The 23,838-nt window shown below is 44.1% G+C and carries 20 protein-coding genes, 22 tRNA genes, 3 rRNA genes and 1 riboswitch; of the genes, 10 read left to right on the forward strand and 35 right to left on the reverse strand.

The features are described 5' to 3' along the window. Positions 1-161: 161 nt before the first annotated feature. The 3 genes from MHI33_RS16730 to MHI33_RS16740 all read left to right on the forward strand — a co-directional run bounded on the left by MHI33_RS16730 (position 162) and on the right by MHI33_RS16740 (position 2,515). A complete protein-coding gene (locus tag MHI33_RS16730) occupies positions 162-1,100 on the forward strand; it encodes a 1,4-dihydroxy-2-naphthoate polyprenyltransferase (protein ID WP_340912698.1) in 939 nt (312 codons plus the stop codon). 117 nt (positions 1,101-1,217) lie between these two features. Next, a complete protein-coding gene (locus MHI33_RS16735; RefSeq protein ID WP_106066854.1) occupies positions 1,218-1,952 on the forward strand; it encodes a TraR/DksA C4-type zinc finger protein in 735 nt (244 codons plus the stop codon). Between the two features lie 86 nt (positions 1,953-2,038). Beyond that, the gene (locus MHI33_RS16740; RefSeq protein WP_106066853.1) at positions 2,039-2,515 is read left to right on the forward strand and encodes a TspO/MBR family protein; all 477 of its coding nucleotides are present in this window, start codon (positions 2,039-2,041) and stop codon (positions 2,513-2,515) included. A gap of 77 nt (positions 2,516-2,592) precedes the next feature. Here the strand turns inward: MHI33_RS16740 and MHI33_RS16745 are convergent. From MHI33_RS16745 to MHI33_RS16860, 24 genes are all read right to left on the reverse strand, one after another. After that, positions 2,593-2,664, reverse strand: a tRNA-Glu gene (locus MHI33_RS16745). Between the two features lie 7 nt (positions 2,665-2,671). After that, positions 2,672-2,762: transfer RNA gene (locus MHI33_RS16750), tRNA-Ser, on the reverse strand. A 3-nt stretch (positions 2,763-2,765) separates the two neighbouring features. Then, positions 2,766-2,840, reverse strand: a tRNA-Asn gene (locus MHI33_RS16755). 6 nt (positions 2,841-2,846) lie between these two features. Then, positions 2,847-2,923: transfer RNA gene (locus tag MHI33_RS16760), tRNA-Ile, on the reverse strand. A 17-nt stretch (positions 2,924-2,940) separates the two neighbouring features. After that, positions 2,941-3,014: transfer RNA gene (locus MHI33_RS16765), tRNA-Gly, on the reverse strand. Positions 3,015-3,025: 11 nt separating this feature from the next. Continuing rightward, positions 3,026-3,101, reverse strand: a tRNA-His gene (locus MHI33_RS16770). Positions 3,102-3,128: 27 nt separating this feature from the next. After that, a tRNA-Phe gene (locus MHI33_RS16775) sits at positions 3,129-3,201 on the reverse strand. 18 nt (positions 3,202-3,219) lie between these two features. Next, positions 3,220-3,296, reverse strand: a tRNA-Asp gene (locus MHI33_RS16780). 48 nt (positions 3,297-3,344) lie between these two features. Beyond that, positions 3,345-3,421: transfer RNA gene (locus MHI33_RS16785), tRNA-Met, on the reverse strand. Between the two features lie 23 nt (positions 3,422-3,444). Then, positions 3,445-3,537: transfer RNA gene (locus MHI33_RS16790), tRNA-Ser, on the reverse strand. Positions 3,538-3,544: 7 nt separating this feature from the next. Beyond that, positions 3,545-3,621: transfer RNA gene (locus tag MHI33_RS16795), tRNA-Ile, on the reverse strand. Positions 3,622-3,625: 4 nt separating this feature from the next. After that, positions 3,626-3,699: transfer RNA gene (locus tag MHI33_RS16800), tRNA-Met, on the reverse strand. Between the two features lie 24 nt (positions 3,700-3,723). Continuing rightward, positions 3,724-3,796, reverse strand: a tRNA-Ala gene (locus MHI33_RS16805). An 8-nt stretch (positions 3,797-3,804) separates the two neighbouring features. After that, positions 3,805-3,881 (reverse strand) — tRNA-Pro (locus MHI33_RS16810). A 7-nt stretch (positions 3,882-3,888) separates the two neighbouring features. Next, positions 3,889-3,965, reverse strand: a tRNA-Arg gene (locus MHI33_RS16815). A gap of 11 nt (positions 3,966-3,976) precedes the next feature. Continuing rightward, positions 3,977-4,062: transfer RNA gene (locus tag MHI33_RS16820), tRNA-Leu, on the reverse strand. A 12-nt stretch (positions 4,063-4,074) separates the two neighbouring features. Then, positions 4,075-4,146 (reverse strand) — tRNA-Gly (locus MHI33_RS16825). A 30-nt stretch (positions 4,147-4,176) separates the two neighbouring features. After that, positions 4,177-4,259: transfer RNA gene (locus MHI33_RS16830), tRNA-Leu, on the reverse strand. 7 nt (positions 4,260-4,266) lie between these two features. After that, a tRNA-Lys gene (locus tag MHI33_RS16835) sits at positions 4,267-4,342 on the reverse strand. Between the two features lie 37 nt (positions 4,343-4,379). Then, positions 4,380-4,455: transfer RNA gene (locus MHI33_RS16840), tRNA-Thr, on the reverse strand. Between the two features lie 33 nt (positions 4,456-4,488). Then, positions 4,489-4,564 (reverse strand) — tRNA-Val (locus tag MHI33_RS16845). A gap of 473 nt (positions 4,565-5,037) precedes the next feature. Further along, positions 5,038-5,153: ribosomal RNA gene (rrf, locus tag MHI33_RS16850) — 5S ribosomal RNA — on the reverse strand. 61 nt (positions 5,154-5,214) lie between these two features. After that, positions 5,215-8,145 (reverse strand): 23S ribosomal RNA (locus MHI33_RS16855). Between the two features lie 182 nt (positions 8,146-8,327). Next, a 16S ribosomal RNA gene (locus MHI33_RS16860) occupies positions 8,328-9,876 on the reverse strand. Together the 16S, 23S and 5S rRNA genes with 21 tRNA genes alongside form the textbook arrangement of a ribosomal RNA operon. 392 nt (positions 9,877-10,268) lie before the next feature. After that, positions 10,269-10,370: riboswitch (TPP riboswitch) on the forward strand. 98 nt (positions 10,371-10,468) lie between these two features. Here MHI33_RS16860 and thiT point away from each other — a divergent pair. Further along, positions 10,469-11,044 carry an energy-coupled thiamine transporter ThiT gene (gene thiT / locus MHI33_RS16865; RefSeq protein ID WP_044140737.1) on the forward strand — a complete coding sequence of 192 codons (576 nt, stop codon included), beginning with the start codon at positions 10,469-10,471 and terminating at the stop codon, positions 11,042-11,044. A gap of 240 nt (positions 11,045-11,284) precedes the next feature. Here thiT and MHI33_RS16870 read toward each other — a convergent pair whose 3' ends face one another. Beyond that, the gene (locus MHI33_RS16870; RefSeq protein ID WP_326480578.1) at positions 11,285-11,839 is read right to left on the reverse strand and encodes a GNAT family N-acetyltransferase; all 555 of its coding nucleotides are present in this window, start codon (positions 11,837-11,839) and stop codon (positions 11,285-11,287) included. A gap of 169 nt (positions 11,840-12,008) precedes the next feature. Here MHI33_RS16870 and MHI33_RS16875 point away from each other — a divergent pair, with 169 nt between their 5' ends. Genes MHI33_RS16875 through ftsW form a run of 3 tightly spaced genes read left to right on the forward strand, consistent with a single transcriptional unit; the run spans position 12,009 to position 14,952 of the window. Continuing rightward, positions 12,009-12,644, forward strand: a complete 636-nt coding sequence (locus tag MHI33_RS16875) for a DUF1232 domain-containing protein (RefSeq protein WP_126741614.1) — start codon at positions 12,009-12,011, stop codon at positions 12,642-12,644. Positions 12,645-12,658: 14 nt separating this feature from the next. Then, positions 12,659-13,813, forward strand: a complete 1,155-nt coding sequence (rodA, locus tag MHI33_RS16880; protein ID WP_106067637.1) for a rod shape-determining protein RodA — start codon at positions 12,659-12,661, stop codon at positions 13,811-13,813. Between the two features lie 5 nt (positions 13,814-13,818). Beyond that, the gene (ftsW, locus tag MHI33_RS16885; protein ID WP_445661792.1) at positions 13,819-14,952 is read left to right on the forward strand and encodes a putative lipid II flippase FtsW; all 1,134 of its coding nucleotides are present in this window, start codon (positions 13,819-13,821) and stop codon (positions 14,950-14,952) included. 30 nt (positions 14,953-14,982) lie between these two features. Here ftsW and MHI33_RS16890 read toward each other — a convergent pair whose 3' ends face one another. Both MHI33_RS16890 and MHI33_RS16895 read right to left on the reverse strand, forming a co-directional pair. Then, a complete protein-coding gene (locus tag MHI33_RS16890; RefSeq protein ID WP_003213366.1) occupies positions 14,983-16,530 on the reverse strand; it encodes a flotillin family protein in 1,548 nt (515 codons plus the stop codon). An 11-nt stretch (positions 16,531-16,541) separates the two neighbouring features. Continuing rightward, on the reverse strand, positions 16,542-17,072 hold the full coding sequence (locus MHI33_RS16895; protein ID WP_065098973.1) for a hypothetical protein: 531 nt from the start codon (positions 17,070-17,072) through the stop codon (positions 16,542-16,544). Positions 17,073-17,276: 204 nt separating this feature from the next. On the opposite strand from MHI33_RS16895, the gene MHI33_RS16900 reads away from it, so the two are divergent. Then, a complete protein-coding gene (locus tag MHI33_RS16900; RefSeq protein WP_217013237.1) occupies positions 17,277-17,756 on the forward strand; it encodes a DinB family protein in 480 nt (159 codons plus the stop codon). A gap of 208 nt (positions 17,757-17,964) precedes the next feature. Here the strand turns inward: MHI33_RS16900 and MHI33_RS16905 are convergent, their stop codons facing one another. Next, positions 17,965-19,173 carry an iron-containing alcohol dehydrogenase gene (locus MHI33_RS16905; RefSeq protein WP_065098974.1) on the reverse strand — a complete coding sequence of 403 codons (1,209 nt, stop codon included), beginning with the start codon at positions 19,171-19,173 and terminating at the stop codon, positions 17,965-17,967. A 27-nt stretch (positions 19,174-19,200) separates the two neighbouring features. Continuing rightward, positions 19,201-20,670, reverse strand: a complete 1,470-nt coding sequence (betB, locus tag MHI33_RS16910) for a betaine-aldehyde dehydrogenase (protein WP_126741612.1) — start codon at positions 20,668-20,670, stop codon at positions 19,201-19,203. Positions 20,671-20,877: 207 nt separating this feature from the next. Here betB and cudC point away from each other — a divergent pair, with 207 nt between their 5' ends. Then, positions 20,878-21,435 (forward strand): choline uptake/conversion transcriptional regulator CudC, encoded by a 558-nt coding sequence (gene cudC / locus MHI33_RS16915; RefSeq protein WP_265208383.1) that lies wholly within the window; start codon positions 20,878-20,880, stop codon positions 21,433-21,435. A 72-nt stretch (positions 21,436-21,507) separates the two neighbouring features. After that, a tRNA-Ala gene (locus MHI33_RS16920) sits at positions 21,508-21,580 on the forward strand. A 54-nt stretch (positions 21,581-21,634) separates the two neighbouring features. Here MHI33_RS16920 and MHI33_RS16925 read toward each other — a convergent pair. The 6 genes from MHI33_RS16925 to MHI33_RS16950 all read right to left on the reverse strand — a co-directional run bounded on the left by MHI33_RS16925 (position 21,635) and on the right by MHI33_RS16950 (position 23,824). Then, positions 21,635-21,823, reverse strand: coding sequence for a hypothetical protein (locus MHI33_RS16925; RefSeq protein ID WP_044140750.1), 189 nt, complete (start codon positions 21,821-21,823; stop codon positions 21,635-21,637). A gap of 114 nt (positions 21,824-21,937) precedes the next feature. After that, positions 21,938-22,741: a peptidoglycan recognition protein family protein gene (locus MHI33_RS16930; protein ID WP_065099028.1), complete on the reverse strand. Its 804-nt coding sequence runs from the start codon at positions 22,739-22,741 to the stop codon at positions 21,938-21,940. A gap of 19 nt (positions 22,742-22,760) precedes the next feature. Beyond that, positions 22,761-23,024, reverse strand: a complete 264-nt coding sequence (locus MHI33_RS16935; protein ID WP_003212734.1) for a phage holin — start codon at positions 23,022-23,024, stop codon at positions 22,761-22,763. A gap of 11 nt (positions 23,025-23,035) precedes the next feature. Beyond that, positions 23,036-23,248, reverse strand: a complete 213-nt coding sequence (locus MHI33_RS16940) for a BhlA/UviB family holin-like peptide (protein ID WP_003213245.1) — start codon at positions 23,246-23,248, stop codon at positions 23,036-23,038. 36 nt (positions 23,249-23,284) lie between these two features. After that, positions 23,285-23,428, reverse strand: a complete 144-nt coding sequence (locus MHI33_RS16945; RefSeq protein ID WP_185106824.1) for an XkdX family protein — start codon at positions 23,426-23,428, stop codon at positions 23,285-23,287. A 177-nt stretch (positions 23,429-23,605) separates the two neighbouring features. Next, positions 23,606-23,824, reverse strand: coding sequence for a hypothetical protein (locus tag MHI33_RS16950; protein ID WP_065099029.1), 219 nt, complete (start codon positions 23,822-23,824; stop codon positions 23,606-23,608). Positions 23,825-23,838: the final 14 nt, after the last annotated feature.

Raw genomic sequence — 23,838 nt, forward strand, 5'->3', positions numbered from 1 at the left:
ATGGAAAGTCTTGTTCTAAGATCAAGCTTTCTCTGGATATGGCAACGATTAGCAAACATCTTTTTCAGGTTTCATCGCATCAATATATTGACACCTTTTTGAACTTTGCTAAACTGGAATTTGGACGTGTACGTATTTTTTTATTTAAAGGAGTATATTTTATGCAGCATCAATCGATATCAGATCAGCTTTCACCGATTAAGCCTGATAAGAACTGGCGGATTTGGTGGAATTTACTACGACCGCATACATTAACAGCAGCATTTATTCCCGTTACTTTAGGAACTGTTCTAGCACTTCCAAGTGGTCAAATACATGTTGGGCTATTTTTAGCTATGCTGTTTGCATCTATGTTTATCCAAATCGCAACGAACATGTTTAATGAGTACTTTGATTATGTTCGCGGATTGGACAATGAGAAATCTGTCGGCATCGGCGGCGCCATTGTCAGAAATGGCGTGAAGCCTAAAACCGTTCTCGGCCTTGCTTATGCACTATTTGCGCTTTCTTTACTACTAGGAGTGTATATTTGCATGATGTCTAGCTGGTGGATTGCACTGATAGGACTCATTTGTATGGCAGCAGGCTATTTCTATACAGGCGGTCCTGTTCCTATTGCATATACACCGTTTGGAGAACTTGTGTCAGGTGCTTTTATGGGACTAGGAATCATCCTGATCAGTTTCTATATTCAAACAGGCACACTAACGTCTAAAGCTGTTCTCGTCTCATTACCAATTTCTATTTTAGTTGGTGCCATCTTACTATCAAACAATATCCGCGATTTAGACGGCGACAAAGAAAATGGACGAAAAACACTTGCTATTCTTGCTGGGCGAAAGGCTGCTGTGAACATTTTACTTTCCATGTTTTTGCTCTCTTATGTACTTATTTTTGTTTATATCTTCACAGATATTGTCGGCCTTTGGAGTCTTCTTGTTTTACTCAGTGTGCCAAAAGCATATACAGCTATCAAAGAATTTAGGCAAAAAGAAAAACCAATTCAATTAATGAATGCCATGAAATCTACAGCTCAAACCAATACATTTTTCGGTTTTCTGCTGACAATCGCTTTGATCTTACAATACTATATCGCGTAACAAAGAACGCCTGCAGCCGCAGGCGTTTTTTCATGAGGAATTGCTTCAAATTGGAACTAGTCTTACAGATAAAATTGCTCATACTAACATTATGTTTGATATGAAAGGATGATCGCTTTGTTGTCTAAAGACGAATTACATCATTTGAAGCAGCGACTTCTCGATGAAAAGCACGAACTCGAAGCCAAAAGCCATGACGATGAACAAAAAGTATCATTTCCTTATGATTCGGTAGGAGACCTGTCAGCCTATGATAATCACCCAGGTGATCAAGGGACAGAGCTGTTCGAACGCGGGAAGGATATTGCGTTAAACAGTTTGGAACATGAACATCTGTTAGACGTTAATGAAGCACTTCAAGCCATCACAGACGGCTCTTATGGCCTATGCAAGGTCTGTAAATCACCTATCCCAAAGGAACGCTTAGAAGCCTTACCTAGTGCCGTCACATGCACAGAGCATTCAAAAGAACAAACCGTTTCACAAAACCGTCCGATTGAAGAGGATTTATTAAGTCCGCCATCAGGGAAATTCGAAAATGAAGAAAGTGCAGCCTATGATGGAGAGGATGCATATCAAGACGTAGAACGCTACGGAAACTCTGATACGCCGTCTGATATGGAATTTCCTCCATTGACATACGATGATGTGTATACACAATCAGAAGATGAAGATTATGTCGAAGACTATGAAGGATTCGCAGCTGCTGATATTGAAGGCAAGGCAAGTAAAGTATATCCAAATAAAGCTCACGAAGCCTATGAAAAAGCATTAGACGAAGAAGGCATCATGACGGTATTTGGTGACTTGAAGCCGTACGAAAAAGAACCTTATACAGAAGAAAATCATTAGTCCCCTCATATTGGGGGCTTTATGTTTATATCATGTAATGATTGGGAAATCATTTTAAGAGTGAATTTGATTGGAGGAGATTCTTAATGGCTAGAAAAAGTATCGTTTGGGCAGTGGTTGTCTTCTTTATTACATACGCATTATTCTCTATTGCCGGGTTCTTGTTTCCGATTGACAGAGAGTGGTATGATGCATTAAATAAACCGGAATGGACACCGAGTGGTGGAGTAATTGGTGCTGTGTGGGCTGTCTTATTTGCTCTCATCTCGTTGTCCGCAGCGATCATTTATGGAAAGTACGGATTTCAAAAAATCACTTTACCATTTTGGATTCTTTTTCTTTTAAATTATGTATTTAATCAAGCCTTTAGTTTTTTTCAATTTACACAAAAAGATCTATTTGCCGCTACGATCGACTGCCTGCTTGTAGCACTGACAGCACTTGCTCTTGTCATCGTCTCACGTAAACTAAGCAAAGTCGTTCCAATTTTACTAATTCCTTATGTCTTATGGGGCTTCTTTGCAACATACTTGTCTTATACGATCTATTCCATGAACATGTAAAAAAGACCGCTATAATGGCGGTCTTTCTTTTTTGAAGAAAATAAAAAAGAGATCTTTGACAAGATCTCTTTTAAACATGACCCGTACGGGATTCGAACCCGTGTTACCGCCGTGAAAGGGCGGTGTCTTAACCGCTTGACCAACGGGCCAGATAAATGGCGGAGAAGGAGGGATTTGAACCCTCGCGCCGCTCGCGCGACCTACACCCTTAGCAGGGGCGCCTCTTCAGCCACTTGAGTACTTCTCCATTTGGCTCCGCAGGTAGGACTCGAACCTACGACCGATCGGTTAACAGCCGATAGCTCTACCACTGAGCTACTGCGGAATATCATGGTGGGCCTGAGTGGACTCGAACCACCGACCTCACGCTTATCAGGCGTGCGCTCTAACCAGCTGAGCTACAGGCCCATGAACGGATATACAAATGGAGCGGGTGATGGGAATCGAACCCACGACATCAGCTTGGAAGGCTGAGGTTTTACCACTAAACTACACCCGCAAAAATATGTATGGGGCGATTGATGGGAATCGAACCCACGAGTGCCAGAGCCACAATCTGGTGCGTTAACCACTTCGCCACAACCGCCATACTATCAATATTTTTTTATAAAAGTGGCTCGGGACGGAATCGAACCGCCGACACACGGATTTTCAGTCCGTTGCTCTACCAACTGAGCTACCGAGCCAAGTATTCATTTTAAAAATGGCGGTCCGGACGGGACTCGAACCCGCGACCTCCTGCGTGACAGGCAGGCATTCTAACCAACTGAACTACCGGACCATTTTGGTTGTACTCAAAGAGCATTCCCCATTGGTAAATAAAATAATTTGGTTGCGGGGGCAGGATTTGAACCTGCGACCTTCGGGTTATGAGCCCGACGAGCTACCGAACTGCTCCACCCCGCGATGATATAAGTTTTTAAAAAATATGGCGGAGGAAGAGGGATTCGAACCCCCGCGGGCTTTGACACCCCTGTCGGTTTTCAAGACCGATCCCTTCAGCCGGACTTGGGTATTCCTCCGTATAGATGGTGGACCTTGTAGGACTCGAACCTACGACCGGACGGTTATGAGCCGTCTGCTCTAACCAACTGAGCTAAAGGTCCTTTATAGCGGCGGAGGGGATCGAACCCCCGACCTCACGGGTATGAACCGTACGCTCTAGCCAGCTGAGCTACACCGCCATGATCAAAATAATCTTTTAAAAGTGGAGCCTAGCGGGATCGAACCGCTGACCTCCTGCGTGCAAGGCAGGCGCTCTCCCAGCTGAGCTAAGGCCCCATAAAAGATGGTCGGGAAGACAGGATTCGAACCTGCGACCCCTTGGTCCCAAACCAAGTGCTCTACCAAGCTGAGCTACTTCCCGATCTTAATGGCGCGCCCGAGAGGAGTCGAACCCCTAACCTTTTGATCCGTAGTCAAACGCTCTATCCACTTGAGCTACGGGCGCTTATTGTATAATGCCGAGGGCCGGACTTGAACCGGCACGGTAGTCACCTACCGCAGGATTTTAAGTCCTGTGTGTCTGCCAATTCCACCACCCCGGCGTGGATGGTATAAGCGGAAGACGGGATTCGAACCCGCGACCCCCACCTTGGCAAGGTGGTGTTCTACCACTGAACTACTTCCGCATTACAGGATTTCTTTATTTTGTTTGGCTATGCGGGTGAAGGGACTTGAACCCCCACGTCATAAAGACACTAGATCCTAAGTCTAGCGCGTCTGCCAATTCCGCCACACCCGCATGAAAATGGTGAGCCATGAAGGACTCGAACCTTCGACCCTCTGATTAAAAGTCAGATGCTCTACCAACTGAGCTAATGGCTCGCTTTAAAAGCGACTTGTCTATCTTACCATATGAAAGTGGTGCCGGCAAGAGGACTTGAACCCCCAACCTACTGATTACAAGTCAGTTGCTCTACCAGTTGAGCTACACCGGCTTTATCTATCCCAACATTATGTAAGAATAAATATGGTGGAGGATGACGGGCTCGAACCGCCGACCCTCTGCTTGTAAGGCAGATGCTCTCCCAGCTGAGCTAATCCTCCACTATGTAGGAATCTCTCGATCCGACAAAGATTATTATATACAGGTTTTCATCATTTGTAAAGGCTATATTAAAAAAAATTTATTTCAATTTTCATTACGTATTTCTTTTAACAAATGACCGTTATTTCCTCTATTCAAACAGCGTGATCTAACGTTCATCACTTAAACTTGTCCACTCTATATTCTCTTTAAAAACGGGCAATTCCTTTATAAATATTAACATCTCACATTAGATACAGTATGTCCGAAATAGAATTATCTACTAATAACGATACAGAGCTCTTCTATCATCTATTAACCTAACTCTCTACTGGTTTAACTGAAACGCTCGATCTCTTTTGTTTTAATGTGTTTCACATGCTTGTAAATGAGTTAGAGTGTCCAAACGTTCATCAAACAAGTGCAACCAACAGCATATTTTCTCAAGAAGCACAAAAAAGACCAGTTCCGTATGGAACTGATCCTTAGAAAAGCTTGGCGGCGTCCTACTCTCACAGGGGGAGACCCCCAACTACCATCGGCGCTGAAGAGCTTAACTTCCGTGTTCGGTATGGGAACGGGTGTGACCTCTTCGCTATCGCCACCAAACCTGATGGAGAGAATGTTCTCTCAAAACTAGATAACAATGTTCAAGCTTCACATTAGAATATAGGTTAAGTCCTCGATCTATTAGTATCTGTCAGCTCCACGTGTCACCACGCTTCCACCTCAGACCTATCAACCTGATCATCTTTCAGGGATCTTACTTCCTTGCGGAATGGGAAATCTCATCTTGAGGGGGGCTTCATGCTTAGATGCTTTCAGCACTTATCCCGTCCGCACATAGCTACCCAGCGATGCCCTTGGCAGAACAACTGGTACACCAGCGGTGCGTCCATCCCGGTCCTCTCGTACTAAGGACAGCTCCTCTCAAATTTCCTGCGCCCGCGACGGATAGGGACCGAACTGTCTCACGACGTTCTGAACCCAGCTCGCGTACCGCTTTAATGGGCGAACAGCCCAACCCTTGGGACCGACTACAGCCCCAGGATGCGATGAGCCGACATCGAGGTGCCAAACCTCCCCGTCGATGTGGACTCTTGGGGGAGATAAGCCTGTTATCCCCGGGGTAGCTTTTATCCGTTGAGCGATGGCCCTTCCATGCGGAACCACCGGATCACTAAGCCCGACTTTCGTCCCTGCTCGACTTGTAGGTCTCGCAGTCAAGCTCCCTTGTGCCTTTACACTCTGCGAATGATTTCCAACCATTCTGAGGGAACCTTTGGGCGCCTCCGTTACATTTTAGGAGGCGACCGCCCCAGTCAAACTGCCCACCTGACACTGTCTCCCTGCCCGATAAGGGCAGCGGGTTAGAAGGTCAATACAGCCAGGGTAGTATCCCACCGATGCCTCCACCGAAGCTAGCGCTCCGGTTTCCAAGGCTCCTACCTATCCTGTACAAGCTGTACCAACATTCAATATCAGGCTGCAGTAAAGCTCCACGGGGTCTTTCCGTCCTGTCGCGGGTAACCTGCATCTTCACAGGTACTATAATTTCACCGAGTCTCTCGTTGAGACAGTGCCCAGATCGTTGCGCCTTTCGTGCGGGTCGGAACTTACCCGACAAGGAATTTCGCTACCTTAGGACCGTTATAGTTACGGCCGCCGTTTACTGGGGCTTCAATTCGCACCTTCGCTTACGCTAAGCGCTCCTCTTAACCTTCCAGCACCGGGCAGGCGTCAGCCCCTATACTTCGCCTTACGGCTTCGCAGAGACCTGTGTTTTTGCTAAACAGTCGCCTGGGCCTATTCACTGCGGCTTCTCGGGGCTTTAACACCCTAAGAAGCACCCCTTCTCCCGAAGTTACGGGGTCATTTTGCCGAGTTCCTTAACGAGAGTTCTCTCGATCACCTTAGGATTCTCTCCTCGCCTACCTGTGTCGGTTTGCGGTACGGGCACCTCTCACCTCGCTAGAGGCTTTTCTTGGCAGTGTGGAATCAGGAACTTCGCTACTAAATTTCGCTCGCCATCACAGCTCAGCCTTTACGGGAAACGGATTTGCCTATTTCCCAGCCTAACTGCTTGGACGCGGATATCCAATACCGCGCTTACCCTATCCTCCTGCGTCCCCCCATTGCTCAAATGGTGAGGAGGTGGTACAGGAATATCAACCTGTTGTCCATCGCCTACGCCTTTCGGCCTCGGCTTAGGTCCCGACTAACCCTGAGCGGACGAGCCTTCCTCAGGAAACCTTAGGCATTCGGTGGACGGGATTCTCACCCGTCTTTCGCTACTCATACCGGCATTCTCACTTCTAAGCGCTCCACCAGTCCTTCCGGTCTGACTTCACAGCACTTAGAACGCTCTCCTACCACTGTTCGTAAGAACAGTCCGCAGCTTCGGTGATACGTTTAGCCCCGGTACATTTTCGGCGCAGAGTCACTCGACCAGTGAGCTATTACGCACTCTTTAAATGGTGGCTGCTTCTAAGCCAACATCCTGGTTGTCTAAGCAACTCCACATCCTTTTCCACTTAACGTATACTTTGGGACCTTAGCTGGCGGTCTGGGCTGTTTCCCTTTCGACTACGGATCTTATCACTCGCAGTCTGACTCCCAAGGATAAGTCATCGGCATTCGGAGTTTGACTGAATTCGGTAACCCGGTAGGGGCCCCTAGTCCAATCAGTGCTCTACCTCCGAGACTCTTACCTTGAGGCTAGCCCTAAAGCTATTTCGGAGAGAACCAGCTATCTCCAGGTTCGATTGGCATTTCACCCCTACCCACACCTCATCCCCGCACTTTTCAACGTGCGTGGGTTCGGGCCTCCATTCAGTGTTACCTGAACTTCACCCTGGACATGGGTAGATCACCTGGTTTCGGGTCTACGACCACGTACTCATGCGCCCTATTCAGACTCGCTTTCGCTGCGGCTCCGCATCTTCTGCTTAACCTTGCACGGGATCGTAACTCGCCGGTTCATTCTACAAAAGGCACGCCATCACCCTTTAACGGGCTCTGACTACTTGTAGGCACACGGTTTCAGGATCTATTTCACTCCCCTTCCGGGGTGCTTTTCACCTTTCCCTCACGGTACTGGTTCACTATCGGTCACTAGGGAGTATTTAGCCTTGGGAGATGGTCCTCCCGGATTCCGACGGAATTTCACGTGTTCCGCCGTACTCAGGATCCACTCTGGAGAGAACAACATTTCAGTTACAGGGCTGTTACCTTCTTTGGCGGGCCTTTCCAGACCTCTTCGCTTATATCGTTCCTTTGTAACTCCGTATAGAGTGTCCTACAACCCCAAGAGGCAAGCCTCTTGGTTTGGGCTGTTCCCGTTTCGCTCGCCGCTACTCAGGGAATCGCATTTGCTTTCTCTTCCTCCGGGTACTTAGATGTTTCAGTTCCCCGGGTATGCCTTCTCATACTCTATGTATTCAAGTATGGATACTACTCCATTACGAGCAGTGGGTTTCCCCATTCGGAAATCTCCGGATCAAAGCTTGCTTACAGCTCCCCGAAGCATATCGGTGTTCGTCCCGTCCTTCATCGGCTCCTAGTGCCAAGGCATCCACCGTGCGCCCTTTCTAACTTAACCATTTCTTACTTTAGAAAGAATCACTATGTGTGATGAACTTTGCATTGCATTCAATGTGAATGTATTACTTATTGTTATCTAGTTTTCAAAGAACAATCCTGTCTCGCTAGAGACATGTCTTGAAGGAATGATCCTTCAAAACTAAACAAGACGAAAACGCACACTGCTCCATATATCCTTAGAAAGGAGGTGATCCAGCCGCACCTTCCGATACGGCTACCTTGTTACGACTTCACCCCAATCATCTGTCCCACCTTCGGCGGCTGGCTCCATAAAGGTTACCTCACCGACTTCGGGTGTTACAAACTCTCGTGGTGTGACGGGCGGTGTGTACAAGGCCCGGGAACGTATTCACCGCGGCATGCTGATCCGCGATTACTAGCGATTCCAGCTTCACGCAGTCGAGTTGCAGACTGCGATCCGAACTGAGAACAGATTTATGGGATTGGCTAAACCTTGCGGTCTCGCAGCCCTTTGTTCTGTCCATTGTAGCACGTGTGTAGCCCAGGTCATAAGGGGCATGATGATTTGACGTCATCCCCACCTTCCTCCGGTTTGTCACCGGCAGTCACCTTAGAGTGCCCAACTAAATGCTGGCAACTAAGATCAAGGGTTGCGCTCGTTGCGGGACTTAACCCAACATCTCACGACACGAGCTGACGACAACCATGCACCACCTGTCACTCTGTCCCCGAAGGGAAAGCCCTATCTCTAGGGTTGTCAGAGGATGTCAAGACCTGGTAAGGTTCTTCGCGTTGCTTCGAATTAAACCACATGCTCCACCGCTTGTGCGGGCCCCCGTCAATTCCTTTGAGTTTCAGTCTTGCGACCGTACTCCCCAGGCGGAGTGCTTAATGCGTTAGCTGCAGCACTAAGGGGCGGAAACCCCCTAACACTTAGCACTCATCGTTTACGGCGTGGACTACCAGGGTATCTAATCCTGTTCGCTCCCCACGCTTTCGCTCCTCAGCGTCAGTTACAGACCAGAGAGTCGCCTTCGCCACTGGTGTTCCTCCACATCTCTACGCATTTCACCGCTACACGTGGAATTCCACTCTCCTCTTCTGCACTCAAGTTTCCCAGTTTCCAATGACCCTCCCCGGTTGAGCCGGGGGCTTTCACATCAGACTTAAGAAACCGCCTGCGAGCCCTTTACGCCCAATAATTCCGGACAACGCTTGCCACCTACGTATTACCGCGGCTGCTGGCACGTAGTTAGCCGTGGCTTTCTGGTTAGGTACCGTCAAGGTGCGAGCAGTTACTCTCGCACTTGTTCTTCCCTAACAACAGAGCTTTACGATCCGAAAACCTTCATCACTCACGCGGCGTTGCTCCGTCAGACTTTCGTCCATTGCGGAAGATTCCCTACTGCTGCCTCCCGTAGGAGTCTGGGCCGTGTCTCAGTCCCAGTGTGGCCGATCACCCTCTCAGGTCGGCTACGCATCGTCGCCTTGGTGAGCCATTACCCCACCAACTAGCTAATGCGCCGCGGGTCCATCTGTAAGTGACAGCCGAAACCGTCTTTCATCCTTGAACCATGCGGTTCAAGGAACTATCCGGTATTAGCTCCGGTTTCCCGGAGTTATCCCAGTCTTACAGGCAGGTTACCCACGTGTTACTCACCCGTCCGCCGCTAACATCCGGGAGCAAGCTCCCTTCTGTTCGCTCGACTTGCATGTATTAGGCACGCCGCCAGCGTTCGTCCTGAGCCAGGATCAAACTCTCCGAAAAAGTACAAAACCGAAGTTTTGTTTTTCGTCAGCGTTTGACTGACTACCTATGATATAACATAGGATTTTTTTATAAAAACTCGAATTAACAGGTACGTTTTGTCTTGTTTAGTTTTCAAAGATCATCTTCTCCGTCTCTCAAAGGCGACTTTATTAATATAACATTCTATCAAGATAAAGTCAACAACTTTTTTCTTTATGTTATTTAATAACCGCGCTGTTTTAGCGGCGAATACAAATATAACACCTTTTGAGAGAGGAAACAAGTATTTTTTCTAAATAATTTATTTTTTCTTATCTCTTCCTATATAATTATACAAAAATTGATTGTCACAGGAATTCTCTATTGTTGATCCTGAAGGTCTTTAGTATATTTATAATAGAAGAAAACTAAATAACCGCAGGGGGAGCTTTGTGCTGAGAGTGAACATTCGTTGTTCTGACCCTTTGAACCTGTCAGTTAATACTGAAGTAGGAATGTGGATTCAATTGAATACATGTGGTGTATTCAACTCGATATGTTTTTCTATGAATAACATACTCATCCTTACACGGTCTCTCCTTGCTCAATTCATGAAAAGGGAGATTTTTTTATGCAGCAATCAAATCAATTGGTACGACTGATGGAAATCGCAATTATGACTTCACTTGCACTAGTATTAGATTACTTATCAGGTCTCTTTTTAAGAATGCCGAACGGCGGATCTCTTGCGCTGATTATGATACCCGTCATTCTTATGTCTATTAGATGGGGAATATCAACCGGGTTTATCATTGGTGTGCTTATTGCAGGCCTTCAGCTGATGAATGGCCCTATTATCGCTACACCAGTTCAAGGATTTCTCGATTATTTCGTCGCATCTGTTGTCATTTCCCTAAGCGGCCTATTTTCTGGATTGATTAAAAAAGCCATTCAGGATCAAAAGCGAAAGCAGCAATTCTTCTATATTACCTTATCCGTATTTGTTGCAAGTTTCTTTAGACTGTTGACGTTCTTTATCTCTGGTGTTGTTTTCTTTTCTCATTATGCACCAAAAGGAACTCCAGGTTGGGTTTACTCTTTAATTTATAACAGCACATATATGGTTCCTTCATTTATTATTTGCAGTATCGTTCTTTGCATACTCATACCAAGTGCATCTCGTTTGGTTTTTCCGCACCAAAAATAACTGGCTGATTTCAGCTGGTTATTTTTTTATGCATAATTTGCCGCTCTATGGAATCTATTAATAGTAGAAGATTTCATGTTGGAGGTACGCCAATGAACCCTTACTCCATTATGCTGTGCTGCTATATTCTCAGTCTTGCTTATTTTTTGGCAGGTTTCCATGAAGCTTTAAAAATAGCAGGAATAAAAGGAAAAGTAGAAGCTTCTCCTCTTATCTCTTATATGTTGCTAGCTGTGCTTTTCACTTTTTTCTCTCATTATTACTGGAAGCTGACGATTTAATTCGGTGTAGATGGTCATTTAATACAGGCAGCTCCCACCCATACCCTATTTCATCATGCTTCTCGCCAGCCAGCTCGAACTGGCTGGTAACGACAAAATGAGGTTGAAGCTTTTGATAAAAATGCTTTGCCGAATTTTGTTCAAATACCCACAGCATGATATTCTGATACCCTTTCTCTATTAAATAACTCACTCCTTCTGCAATTAAAGCAATACCTGCTCCTGATCTCTGTTTCTCTTGCAATAAATAGATCGCGTAAAGTTCTCCATCATATGTTGGATAGCGCTCATCACGTTGTTTTCCAAAAGAAGCAAAACCAAATACCCCCTCGGCATCTTCTGCGACAAACGTCCCTTCAAGTGACCTTCTTCTCCAGCTCTCTTCTCGATCTTCTATATTTAAACCATCCAAATAATCCTGATTAATAATGCCTTGATAAGTCGTCTGCCAGCTCTTCACATGTATTTCGGAAATTTTAGGAATATCTTGTTGTACAGCATGCCTCACCTTCATTCGCGCCACTCCTTCTCACTGTTTTCATCCTATCTTTATTATGATAAATTCCTATTTCCTATAATTCAATCAATAAAGGATATTCGTTGACATTTTGTCAACATGCCTTTATATTGGGTACGACTTCTTTTATAGAAGAGTTGATACATCATACAAAGGATGGCGTAAAATGGATTCTAAAACAACTGAGCTTGGGTCTCTCTTAAAGGAAAGATTGCAACAACGTTCTCTATCTTTAAGAGAGCTCAGCACGTACACAGGAATTGATAAAGCGACACTGTCTCGAATCATGAATGGAAAAAGAAAACCAACTTTGAATCATCTGCAGCGGCTTTCAGATTCTCTGAACCTATCATTAGATCAACTATTAGCTGCTTCAGGGTTTCCAATCAAAAACGAAAAGGTACATAGTGATACGTTCATACAAACGGTCGTAGAGATCGAAAAAACACTGAAAGATGAGAAGGTCTACGACGGTACATTTAGTCAGACCAAATTGAAACAAAAGCTAAACGAATATGAGACCTATAGCCAAACAAACGAGGGAAAAGAAACGATCTCAGCAAAGTTTGAGAAAAAGATGGAGGCGGTAAACGGCGCCGGGCCATTCCTTCAGCATTTGAAAGACATGTACAGCTTATTTATGACCGAACGAGGTACTTCTCGAGAATTAATGCTGATGGGGGGCACACTCCTTTATTTCATTATGCCTGTTGACTTAATACCAGATTTTATTTTTCCGATCGGCTATATTGATGATGCTGCGGCTGTGAAAATCGTCATAGACCAGCTGACAAATAGGTAGCAGGAAAAGAAGCTATGAAAAAACAGTACAACATTGACTTCATACTTTTACTCACTGTGATTTGTTTATTTGTCATCAGCCTGATAGCTGTATATAGCGGATCAGGACAGTATGAATCGCAGGATATGTTTTATTTCGTCAAAAGACAAATTTTCTGGTATATCGTCGGTTTCGGTCTTATGGCCGTTGCTGCATACTTTGATTATGAACTTCTTGAGCGTTTATCTTTTCGGTTATTTACAGGTGGTATTTTTCTCATTATTCTTGTGCATTTTTTCGGAACGAGTCAAAACGGATCCCAAAGATGGATCAGCTTCGGTTCAATTAAAGTTCAGCCATCAGAGTTCATGAAAATTTTTGTGATCCTGCTGCTAGCGGCTGTCTTGAACCAATACAAGCATCAGCGATTTTCGTTTAAAGAAAGCATCATTCCTACAAGTAAAATCGTTTGCTGGACCGTTGTCCCTTTTTTCCTCATCTTAATTCAGCCTGATTTAGGGACAGCGCTCGTGATATTATCTATCGCCTTTACACTGATGCTTGTGTCAGGAATTTCTAGCAAGATGATGGCCGCATTAATGGCTTCTTTTCTTGCACTTCTTTCATTTTTGGTCTACTTACACAACGAACACTTTGAGCATTTCACAAAAATCATTAAGCCACATCAGCTTGATCGCATTTATGGCTGGCTCTCTCCCGATGAATTTGATTCAACATACGGGTATCAGCTGAAACAATCGATGCTCGGCATTGGATCAGGTCAATTATCAGGTAGCGGTTTTACACAGGGGCATCAAGTACAAGGAGGTAATATCCCTGAAGCGCATACGGATTTTATCTTTGCCGTCATTGGTGAGGAGTTTGGTTTTATCGGCGCCTCCCTTTTGATGTGTTTGTACTTAATGATGATTTACCGAATCATTCATGTGGCTATGCATGCTAATACGCTTTATGGATTGTACATATGTGCAGGTGTCGTTGGGCTGATCGTGTTTCAAGTTTTCCAAAACGTAGGGATGACAATCGGTTTAATGCCTGTGACGGGACTTGCGCTTCCTTTTATCAGCTATGGAGGCAGTGCGCTATTGACTAACATGACCGCCATTGGCCTCGTGTTTAGTGTCAATATCAGGTCATCATCCTATATGTTTGGAGACAACTGGAATTGAAGATGATGGCATTTCTTCTATCTCATTTCAAAAAAGTTGACCGCGTTCTTGTTGGAACGATTGTGTTCCTCTGCTTATTTGGTTTACTGATGGTGTACAGTGCAAGTTATCCTTTAGGAGAAGTGAAGTATGAGAAGGGCAGCTATTTCTTTATCAAACAATGGCAATGGCTCCTGATTGGGGGATTCTTTTTCTTCATTGCCGCTCTTTTCCCTTATCAGATTTATCGTAAATGGATGAAATGGCTTGTCATGCTGTCATTGCTATGTCTCATCCTAGTCCTGATTCCTGGAATCGGTGTTGTCAAAAACAATTCACAGCGGTGGATTCAGCTGGGCTCTCTTATGCTCCAACCTTCTGAAGCTGTGAAACTAGTGATGGTGATCTATTTTGCCTATGTGTACGCGAAAAAACAGGCGTACATTACATCTTTTAAAAAAGGCGTGCTACCGCCACTCATCCTTTTAAGTCTTGTTTTTTTATTAATCTTAAAGCAGCCTGATTTAGGCACAGCTGTGTCTATTTTATCAAGCTGTGGCATCATTTTATTATGTGCTGGGCTGAAAACGCGCCATCTTATTTTGCTAGGATCGACTGCCGTAGCAGGTATCACTTTTTTTGCAGTGACAGCACCTTACCGTTTGAAGCGGCTGACTTCTTTTCGTGATCCTTTTCAGTATGAAGATGGAGATGGCTATCAGCTGATTCATTCGTATCTCGCAATGAATTCAGGCGGACTGACAGGGAATGGCTTAGGCGGGAGTATTCAAAAGCTAGGCTTTCTCCCCGAAGCCCATACGGATTTTATTATGGCCATTATCAGTGAAGAGCTGGGCATCATGGGGATTTTGATTGTGATGGGTGCATATCTACTCATCATGTATCGCGCAATGCGAATTGTGCGGGCTTTACATGACCCTTTTGGAAAACTGTTAACGATCGGGCTTACGTTTCAAATCATGCTCCAAGCAGTCTTTAATTTAGGTGCTGTCTTTGGTCTTCTTCCGATCACAGGCATTCCGCTTCCCTTCATTAGTTATGGCGGCTCCTCCCTAGTGTTCATGATGATATCTGCTGGTATTCTCGTAAATCTTTCTTCATATGTAAAAAGGAATCCATATCGGGCGCATGCCAAATAGACACCTTCTGATGGAAGGTGTCTATTGATTTTATTCTTCTATTTGAGTATCAGCGATCTCTTTTTTTCTTGGTTGTTTGATTTCATTCGTTAGTTCCTGAATGCTTTGCTTCACATTGCCTTTGCCGGAAAAGTTCTCAATAATTTCTTTGACGTCAATTCCAGAGGATGCTTTCAGGCTTTCTTGCAGACTGGACATGAGGTTTGTAGCATAGCCAGTGACTTTATTGGCACCGCTACCTTCTCCGTTACCTCCCGTATCCACAACCGTAATTTTATCAATGTTAGAAAGTGGTGCAGAGACTTGCTTCGCATATTCAGGAAGCATTTTCACAATCATATCAAGGATTGCTGCCTGACCATACTGTTCGAATGCTTCAGCGATTTTCTCTTTCGCTTCCGCTTCCGCAAGTCCTTTCAGTCTAATGACTTCTGCTTCTGTTTCCCCTTTCGCACGATCAGCTTCCGCTTTGGCAAGCCCGTCAATTCGGACTTTCTCAGCTTCTGCTTTTGCCATTGCTTCAATGCTGTATTTCTTGGCATCTGCTTCAGCGAGGCGTTTCGCTTTTTCCGCCGCAGCTGACTGCTCAACCGCATAACGATCCGCATCTGCTTTCTTTTTCACTTCAGAATCGTATTGACGCTCACGACGCTGGATCTCTTTTTCTTCTAATTCAATTTGCTTCTGACGTTCAATGATTTTCACTTGCATTTCTTGTTCAGTTACGTGCTGACGGTTACGTGCTGTTTCAAGATCGTACGCTTGGTCGGCACTTGCTTTTGCTGTATCTTGTTCACGTCTGAATTCTGCTCTTTTCAGCTCATTGATCTTTTCTGCTTCAGCGATTTCAGTGGCACGCTCAAGCTCAGATTTCTTCGCATCTTTATCTGCTTCTGCACGTTTGATACGTGTTTCTTTATCTGCTTCTGCTGTTGCAATATCTGCATCGCGTTTCACTTGGGCAATTCTAGGTTTACCTAGTGATTCTAAATAGCCATTTTTATCACGGACATCTTTGATTGTAAACGATACAATGACAAGGCCCATTTTCGCTAGATCTTGAGAAGCGACACGCTGTACTTCTTGAGAAAATTTCTCTCTGTTTTTATAAATCTCTTCAACTGTCATTGACCCTAAAATGGAGCGAAGGTGTCCTTCTAAAACTTCTCTCGCTTCGTTTTCGCGGTCTTCTTTTGTTTTACCTAAAAATTGCTCTGCAGCAGTAGCAATTTCTTCAATCGATCCGCCGATTTTAATGATGGCTGTTCCGTCCGCCATGACTGGAACACCTTGTTCAGTATAGACTTCAGGTGTTGAAACATCTAGCTTGCTAGATAGTAAGCTGAGCGGCTCTGCTTGTTGAAAAACAGGGAGTACAAAGGTACCTCCTCCTCTTACAATCTTAATCTTGTTTCCACCTTCATCCACGTGGACATTTTTACTTCCTAGGTAACTTCCTGTGACGATTAACGCTTCATCTGGACCTGCAGTCCGGTATTTCGAAACAAATACACCAATAAGTGCAATCAGAATCACAAGCACAATTCCAATGATAATCAAAATGGTTGTTCCTGGCATAGCATTCCCTCCTAGATTTCTTCATTTGGTATAACTGATAAGACGCCTTTGTTCACTTCGACGACCAGTACCTGAGTTCCATATGGAATCTCCTCTTCGTCGAAACTGACGGCAGGCTTTGAGATTTTCCCGCTATTACTAATTAACAGCACTTCTCCAAACCCGTCTTTTGGAACAGATACAATGATCTCCCCAGTTCTTCCTTTTAAGTCGGCCTCCGTATATGAGAGAGATTCTTCAGCTGAGGAAAGCGGGACTAAGACAAATACATTCAAACAGGTCACAAGAACTACTGCGAGGATGGCAGATAAGACTGCGCCAAGTCCACTCCCTACAATTGCTGTTTTTTCAGAGATAAACCCTCCAGCCGAGAAAAAGGTAAGAAATGCGAGAATTAATGTTGGTTGAAGGAATGGAACAGGAATCGCTTCAAACAATCCATCAAATACATCGCCGAAAAAGACGAAAACAAGTGTCAGGATTCCTGATATCATCAATATGTATAAATACAGCGTCTGAAGTGGCAGCCCGAACACATCCATCTTCCTCACCCTTTCTTCATGAAATGAACAGCCTTTGTTTCATTTAGACCATGCTCACCTCCAATGTATTCCTTCTAACAGGTAATACGAACCACTTTTGTAAAGGTTTCAAATTTCCTCACAATTCTTCACAGGAATTCGCCGATAGCTAAAGAATGATTGTCATGTACCAGTATGTTAAAATTTGATCTTGAGGTGATGAAAATGAGTTTATTACATGATGCAAGACAAGAATTGTGGCAAGAGCTACAAGGTTTGAACGAAGAACAATTGAATCAAAAATTATCTGATGATACTTGGAGTATTCAAGAGGTGGCAGATCATTTAAAGAAGATGGACCTCGTGGCAGCAAAACATCTAGCTGCTGAGGGAAAAAAAGCACCGATCAAAGAATATGAGCCAAAGCCGGTGGAAATGGCAGAGAATCGTTCTAGAAAAGCGACTGCGCCTAGTATTGTTGAGCCTGAGCGCAAGCATGTGACACCTACACATTTAAAAGATGAGCTTGATACAGCACGTGAGCAGCTCAATCAAATTTTATCAACATTTACTGAGGATGATTTCAAGCGCGTCATTGCACACCCTGTGTTTGAAGAGTTATCCCTTAAGCAATATCTTGATTTTATCGGCGCACACGAAAAACGCCATATCCATCAAATCAAAGAAATTAAAGAACAGCTATAAGACATAAAAAAGACTCCCTTTTGGGAGCCTTTTCAGCGTGTAGACAAACCCTCGCATTCGGTGTCAGTCCTGCGTGCTGGTGCTCACGAATGTCAAATTCGCTCCGCGCCAGTACTCGTCCTTCCTAGACTTCAAAGGTTTTCTATCACGCTGAGCTGAAAAGAAGACAAAGGGCTAAAATAAAGATCATTTTAGCCTTTTTTCATTGTTACACTGTTTTAGGTGTTAGATCAAAACAGCGAGCATAAATCCAGTTGTACGCTTTTTCGTTTAGATCTCTTGGGTTTCCAATTGTTTGCGGATCTTTCATTGCTTCTTTAGATAAGCGGTCAATCATATCTTTTGATACACCTTGTTCTTCTAATGAAGGAACTTCTAGGTCTTCCACTAAATCATACATCCAGTTCACTGCTGCTTTTGCGGCTTCCTCTGTTGACATTCGGCTAATATTAATTCCAAATGCTTGCGCAATACGAGCAAATTTTTCGGGATACCCTTTCCAGTTATACTCCATCACCGGTCCCATCATTGCTGCGACACACTGACCGTGCGCTACAGGAATAATGCCTCCGAGTGTTTGACTCATCGCATGTGCAGCTCCAGCTGATTCGCTTCCATAAGAAAGCCCGGCAAGCATTGCAGCTTGTGCCATTCCATACCTGGCTTCTAAGTCCTCACCATCGGCAAAGGCACGGCGAATATAATGAGCTGCATATTCAATGGCCATGAGCGCGACCGCATCTGTAATAGGCTGAGCAAATTTCATTGTATAGCATTCAATGGCGTGTGCAAGTGCATCAATTCCAGTCATTGCTGTCACATGAGGCGGCATGGATACATGAAGCTCTGGATCAATGACTGTGAGGTGAGCTGCAATGAGCGGGCCACCTGTGTTGAATTTGAATTCTCTTTCTTCATCTGTAATCACTGCCCACTGCGTTACTTCTGAACCTGTACCAGCCGTTGTTGGAATAGTGGTTAAAGGTGGGATTCTCTTTTCAAGCGGTTTTTTTCCCTCTGCCGCTTCGTAATCAAGGACTGAGCCTTCATGCGTCGCTTCTACACCGATCGCCTTCGCTGTATCCATTGAGCTTCCGCCGCCTACTGCAACTAATCCATTACAGCCTTCTTTTTCATATAACGCAGAGCCTTCATTCACTAAACGGACTGGCGGGTTTGGCTCTACTTTATCAAATAGCACCACATCTATTTGTGCTTCTTTTAATGAAGCAATCACTGGATCTACCACGCCCGCCAGGTAAATACCTGGGTCTGTTACAAGTAATACCTTTGAGACACCGTATGCTTTTACTTCTTCCCCAACATGTTTCACTGCACCGATGCCATGTTTGATGACAGTCGGAATTTCAAATGTATGGAATTTCTGCATGCTTTCAATTTTCATATTTAATGTCATATAGAATCTCCTCCAAATGTGTGATTTTTATTGAAACCAACGAATCGCTTCAGGTTTTGTATTACGATATACATGCTTCAGCTCCGTATATTCCTCGAGCCCGGTGCGCCCTAATTCACGTCCTAGACCTGATTGTTTATATCCGCCCCAAGGTGCTTGAGCGAAATAAGGATGGAAATCATTGATCCAAACTGTGCCTAATCTTAATTGACGAGCGACTCTTTCGGCCTTGCTGATATCAGAAGACCACACGGCTCCTGCTAATCCATAAATCGTATCGTTTGCCAGCTCAATCACTTCTTCCTCTGTACGGAAGGATTCAACTGTCAATACTGGGCCAAAGACTTCTTCCTGGACAATCCGCATCTCTGACGTGCAGCCTGAGAAAATCGTTGGCAAGTAGAAGAACCCATTTGAAAGCTCCTCTGCGTCAGGTCTTTTTCCGCCTGTTTCTAATTTGGCGCCTTCATCTAACCCAATGCTGACGTATTTTTCTACTTTTTCTCGATGCTCAGCTGAGATGAGCGGGCCGCTTTGGGTTTCTTCATCAAAGCCGTTGCCTAGCTTGATTTTTTTCGTACGCTTCACCAGTTCTTCTAAAAATTCATCATGAATGGATTCTTCCACTAGCAAACGTGAACCTGCTGAACACACTTGCCCTGAATGGAAAAACACAGCATTCATTGCCTGGTCAACCGCTACGTCTAAATCAGCATCTTGAAACACAATATTCGGATTTTTTCCGCCGAGCTCAAGGGCGATTTTCTTCACATTCCCACTGGCTCCCTGCATGATTTTCTTGCCTGTTTCAATACCGCCTGTAAATGAAATCAAATCTACTTGATCATTCACAGCAAGCTCATCACCAACCGTTGCACCTGGCCCAAGGACTAGGTTCGCAACCCCTGCTGGAATGCCTGCTTCTTCCATGAGTTTGAATACTTTGATCGTGGTGAGTGGTGTAATTTCACTTGGCTTTAATACGATTGTATTCCCCGCCGCTAGAGCAGGAGCGATTTTCCAGCTCGCTTGAAGCAATGGATAGTTCCAAGGAGTAATTTGCCCGCATACACCGACAGGCTCTCTGACTAATTCACTTTTTGAGTTCGGGATCGGCGACGCAATGATTTCCCCACCATCTTTGTCGGCAAGCCCTGCATAATATTGGAACACGTTCGCAATATCGTCCATATCAGCTTTGCTTTCCTCTACTGTTTTACCAGTATCAAGCGATTCCAATTTGGCTAGTTCATCAAGATCACGTCTAATCAATTCAGCAATCTTAAACACCATATTTCCTCTTTCAAGTCCAGGCAAGTTTGCCCAGTCACCTTGATCGAAGGCTTTTCTCGCTGCCTTAATGGCGAGCTGCGCGTCATTTCTTGATCCTTCACTGACTGTCGCGATCACTTCTTGATTAAATGGATTGATGATATCCCGCGTGTCGCCACTTTTGGCGCCAACCCATTGTCCATCTATAAATAGTGTTTGACTCATAGAAGGAACCTCCTCTGATTCTTTTCAATAAATTTGTTAAATAAAATTTTAACGTTTTGAACATAATTAACGTATCATGTTCAAATTTTTCTGTCAAAGGGAGATATGCTTCATTTTCTTTTGACATTTTGCATTCTTTCGTTAACATATAGTCCATAAAGATTTTTTTGAACGTATTGAATTCTCTAAATAGAAAGCAGGGACAAGATGAAAAAGCAGGAGCAGTCACAAGCAGAGGATCGTTTTTTAGCTGCTAAAGATCTAGTCATTGATTCCATAGCTGAAACGATGGATCTCTATGGAATTACACGAAGTGCTGGTATTCTCTATGGGACCATGTATTTAAATGAAGAAATGACGCTGGATGAAATGCGTGAAGAGCTGCAAATGAGCAAGCCAAGTATGAGTACGGGTGTGAAAAAACTCCAAGACATGAATATTGTCAAAAAGACCTTTCACCGAGGACGAAGAAAACATAGCTTTGTTGCTGAAAAAGACTTTTTTAAGTTTTTCATGAACTTCTTTCCACAAAAATGGGAACGAGAGGTCGAGGTCAATTTAGCGGCGATAGAAGAAGCGCAAGTGCGGCTTCAAGAGGTGGCTCGTGATGATCAGCTGGAGGAACATATAAGAGAGGAAGCGCAGCAGCTCATAGAGCAGCTTGAAAGCTCAAAAGCCTACTATGACTGGCTGAGACGCTTAGCAGACTCTGTTCATTCAGGGGAAATCTTTGACTATATCCCGATTGATCAGAAAGATAAATAGAAGATGTGTGTGCGTTTTAAAGCTTGAATTTTACAGGAGGATTGATTATAATAAATTATGTCGTAACACATCGGGGCATTAGCTCAGCTGGGAGAGCGCTACGCTGGCAGCGTAGAGGTCAGCGGTTCGATCCCGCTATGCTCCATAACGAAAAACCATTCTTGAGAAATCAAGGATGGTTTTTTTATGTATTTATTTCTTACAGCTCTGTTTGTTCTTTGTTTTTTCTTAACCTTAATATCTTTATGATGCGGTACGCAATCACAGAGACATAAGCCGTGATGAGAATAATTGTGTAAGACACAGGATAATCACTCGTCATTCCGTGATAAAAGAAATAGATGAGCAGCACTGACAGTATGATGACTTGGAACAGTTCCTTTTTCATTTCACTCTCCCCTTATGATAGTGATTCGGTCGATTATATCACAAATGATGTCATTTTTTGTTAGCTATCAGCAAGGGGAAATCCATTCACCTGCTGATAGCACTTTATGAATGATCACTTTTTCAGCAATCGTTCGATTTTGTTCTTCGTCTTCGGACCGTATATCCCATCTGCCGCTAGACCATTCATAAGCTGGAACCGCTTGACCGCATTCGCTGTTTTTGATCCATAATAGCCATCAACCCCGTTGTTTTTTGCCCCTTTGTCTGGGTAGAAATAGAGGGAGGATAAGGCTTTTTGCACGGCTATGACTTGTGGTCCTTTTGTTAAGGGCTTGGTTATTTTTAAGATGCCAGATGGCAGATTTGACGATTTCTGTTTGGTAACTGGTGCTTTGTGACTCAAGCTCTCTGTTCGAACTGGCTTTCTTGTGCTTTTGCTGCCGGTACGATCTGTGGCTATTCCAACTTTAAATTGATCCCACCGTCCGAGCAATTTCCTTGGACATTCTTTCCCGCTCCAATGTTTATGAGGCACTACATTTGATAAAGGAATTCCCAAATCGCCCATTAGCTTTCGAATGAGCCATTGGGCATTTTCGACTGCTTGTTCAAAGTTGCCGTCTGCATTTTCACAAATTTCAATTCCGATTGATTTCATATTGCCATTGCCTCTGCCATCTCCTGCGTGCCAGCCGTTTTCGTTTAACGGTAAATGTTGATAAATCACTTGATTGTCGACAGTGTAATGCCAACTGACTCCGGTACTTGAACGTGCAACAAACGCAGCGTGACTCCCCGCATTTGCACCTTTTGCCGTGTTAGAGGTATTATGCACCGTAATATAGAGCGGCTTCATCGTATTTCCTGGTCTGTTGCGGTTGTGTTTTGGAATATAGGCTTGAATGATATTGACCATATTGTTTCTCCTTAAACGATTATTTTGTTAGCCCTCTTTGTTTCAGGGTATCTTTTTGTAATTGACCTTTGTAGGTTACATAATTGTTTTTAAACCAAGCGATAATGGCTGTAACCATCGTAAAAATGGTGGAACCTGCTACATATAGTGCCTCACCAGCGGTTTGTACTTGCTCCTCACTAATCGGCAGCACCGTCTGTCCAAACATGACAAGCGTTTGATTGATGAGCGCAATAAAAAGAAGCACTGTGCGAATCACAGTGCCTTTGTCGAATGTCTTCATGATTTCTCCTCCTATTTTAAATTCCGTTCAATTTTGTCGAGTTTGTCGATCACCACATCATACTTCTCACTAAACTTTGCTAACACATCATTTTGCGCCTCGATTTGTTCATTGAGCTTGTTTTCTCTTTCCTTTGTTGTGTTTAATACATAAAACAGCACCCAACAAAAAAGAACGGCAAACGGGCCTTGTGTCATTAAGTTTTGAACAACATCTACTTCCATTGAAATCACCTTCTTTCCGGCAAAAAAATAAAGCCATTAGGCTTCGTATATTTCTCCAGTTATATTTTGATAGTCTTCTGCCGAGATCCAGCCAATGCTTACATAAATTGCTATGTCCTCTGAGTCGTAACACTGCCAGTCCCAGAATTGTTTGATATCCGCTACAGTCGGAAACATCATTCTGAAGCACCTACTTTTTGCATAGTTAATAGTTGCATGAGTTGTTTCGATAACAAAGCATTTTGTTTCTTTAAAAGTTCTATATCACTTGGCGGGAGAGGGGCTTGCTTTAGGCTATCTATATACTCCTGTGTCGCTGATTCATACCCGTGTTGTTTTTCCACATCAAATGCAGCTTTATAAAAAGCAGGCACCTAACGATTTTATCCCGTTATAAATACTGCCGCCAGATGGGATATTGATCAACTGGGATCCGTTATCATTCGTCATTTTATATAGCTGAGATTGATTCCATTTCTGATTTTCTGTTTTAGATGCATGAGATGTTACATCATTTTCGTGTTGATTGATATGATTTAATAGTTCAGCATCATTTTCAATAATAACCTTTACCATGTCATTAAACAGAT

The organism is Bacillus sp. FSL K6-2971 (assembly GCF_038006405.1).
In the GTDB taxonomy this organism is placed as follows: Bacteria; Bacillota; Bacilli; order Bacillales; family Bacillaceae; genus Bacillus; species Bacillus pumilus.

Bases quoted from the DNA above. Each gene is read 5' to 3' on its own strand.
- MHI33_RS16730 (WP_340912698.1), top strand. From the start codon at position 162: ATGCAGCATCAATCGATATCAGATCAGCTTTCACCGATTAAGCCTGAT.
- MHI33_RS16740 (WP_106066853.1), top strand. From the start codon at position 2,039: ATGGCTAGAAAAAGTATCGTTTGGGCAGTGGTTGTCTTCTTTATTACA.
- thiT (WP_044140737.1), top strand. From the start codon at position 10,469: ATGCAGCAATCAAATCAATTGGTACGACTGATGGAAATCGCAATTATG.
- MHI33_RS16870 (WP_326480578.1), bottom strand. From the start codon at position 11,839: ATGAAGGTGAGGCATGCTGTACAACAAGATATTCCTAAAATTTCCGAA.
- MHI33_RS16875 (WP_126741614.1), top strand. From the start codon at position 12,009: ATGGATTCTAAAACAACTGAGCTTGGGTCTCTCTTAAAGGAAAGATTG.
- rodA (WP_106067637.1), top strand. From the start codon at position 12,659: ATGAAAAAACAGTACAACATTGACTTCATACTTTTACTCACTGTGATT.
- ftsW (WP_445661792.1), top strand. From the start codon at position 13,819: ATGGCATTTCTTCTATCTCATTTCAAAAAAGTTGACCGCGTTCTTGTT.
- MHI33_RS16890 (WP_003213366.1), bottom strand. From the start codon at position 16,530: ATGCCAGGAACAACCATTTTGATTATCATTGGAATTGTGCTTGTGATT.
- MHI33_RS16895 (WP_065098973.1), bottom strand. From the start codon at position 17,072: ATGGATGTGTTCGGGCTGCCACTTCAGACGCTGTATTTATACATATTG.
- MHI33_RS16900 (WP_217013237.1), top strand. From the start codon at position 17,277: ATGAGTTTATTACATGATGCAAGACAAGAATTGTGGCAAGAGCTACAA.
- MHI33_RS16905 (WP_065098974.1), bottom strand. From the start codon at position 19,173: ATGACATTAAATATGAAAATTGAAAGCATGCAGAAATTCCATACATTT.
- betB (WP_126741612.1), bottom strand. From the start codon at position 20,670: ATGAGTCAAACACTATTTATAGATGGACAATGGGTTGGCGCCAAAAGT.
- cudC (WP_265208383.1), top strand. From the start codon at position 20,878: ATGAAAAAGCAGGAGCAGTCACAAGCAGAGGATCGTTTTTTAGCTGCT.
- MHI33_RS16925 (WP_044140750.1), bottom strand. From the start codon at position 21,823: ATGAAAAAGGAACTGTTCCAAGTCATCATACTGTCAGTGCTGCTCATC.
- MHI33_RS16930 (WP_065099028.1), bottom strand. From the start codon at position 22,741: ATGGTCAATATCATTCAAGCCTATATTCCAAAACACAACCGCAACAGA.
- MHI33_RS16935 (WP_003212734.1), bottom strand. From the start codon at position 23,024: ATGAAGACATTCGACAAAGGCACTGTGATTCGCACAGTGCTTCTTTTT.
- MHI33_RS16940 (WP_003213245.1), bottom strand. From the start codon at position 23,248: ATGGAAGTAGATGTTGTTCAAAACTTAATGACACAAGGCCCGTTTGCC.
- MHI33_RS16945 (WP_185106824.1), bottom strand. From the start codon at position 23,428: ATGATGTTTCCGACTGTAGCGGATATCAAACAATTCTGGGACTGGCAG.
- MHI33_RS16950 (WP_065099029.1), bottom strand. From the start codon at position 23,824: ATGGTAAAGGTTATTATTGAAAATGATGCTGAACTATTAAATCATATC.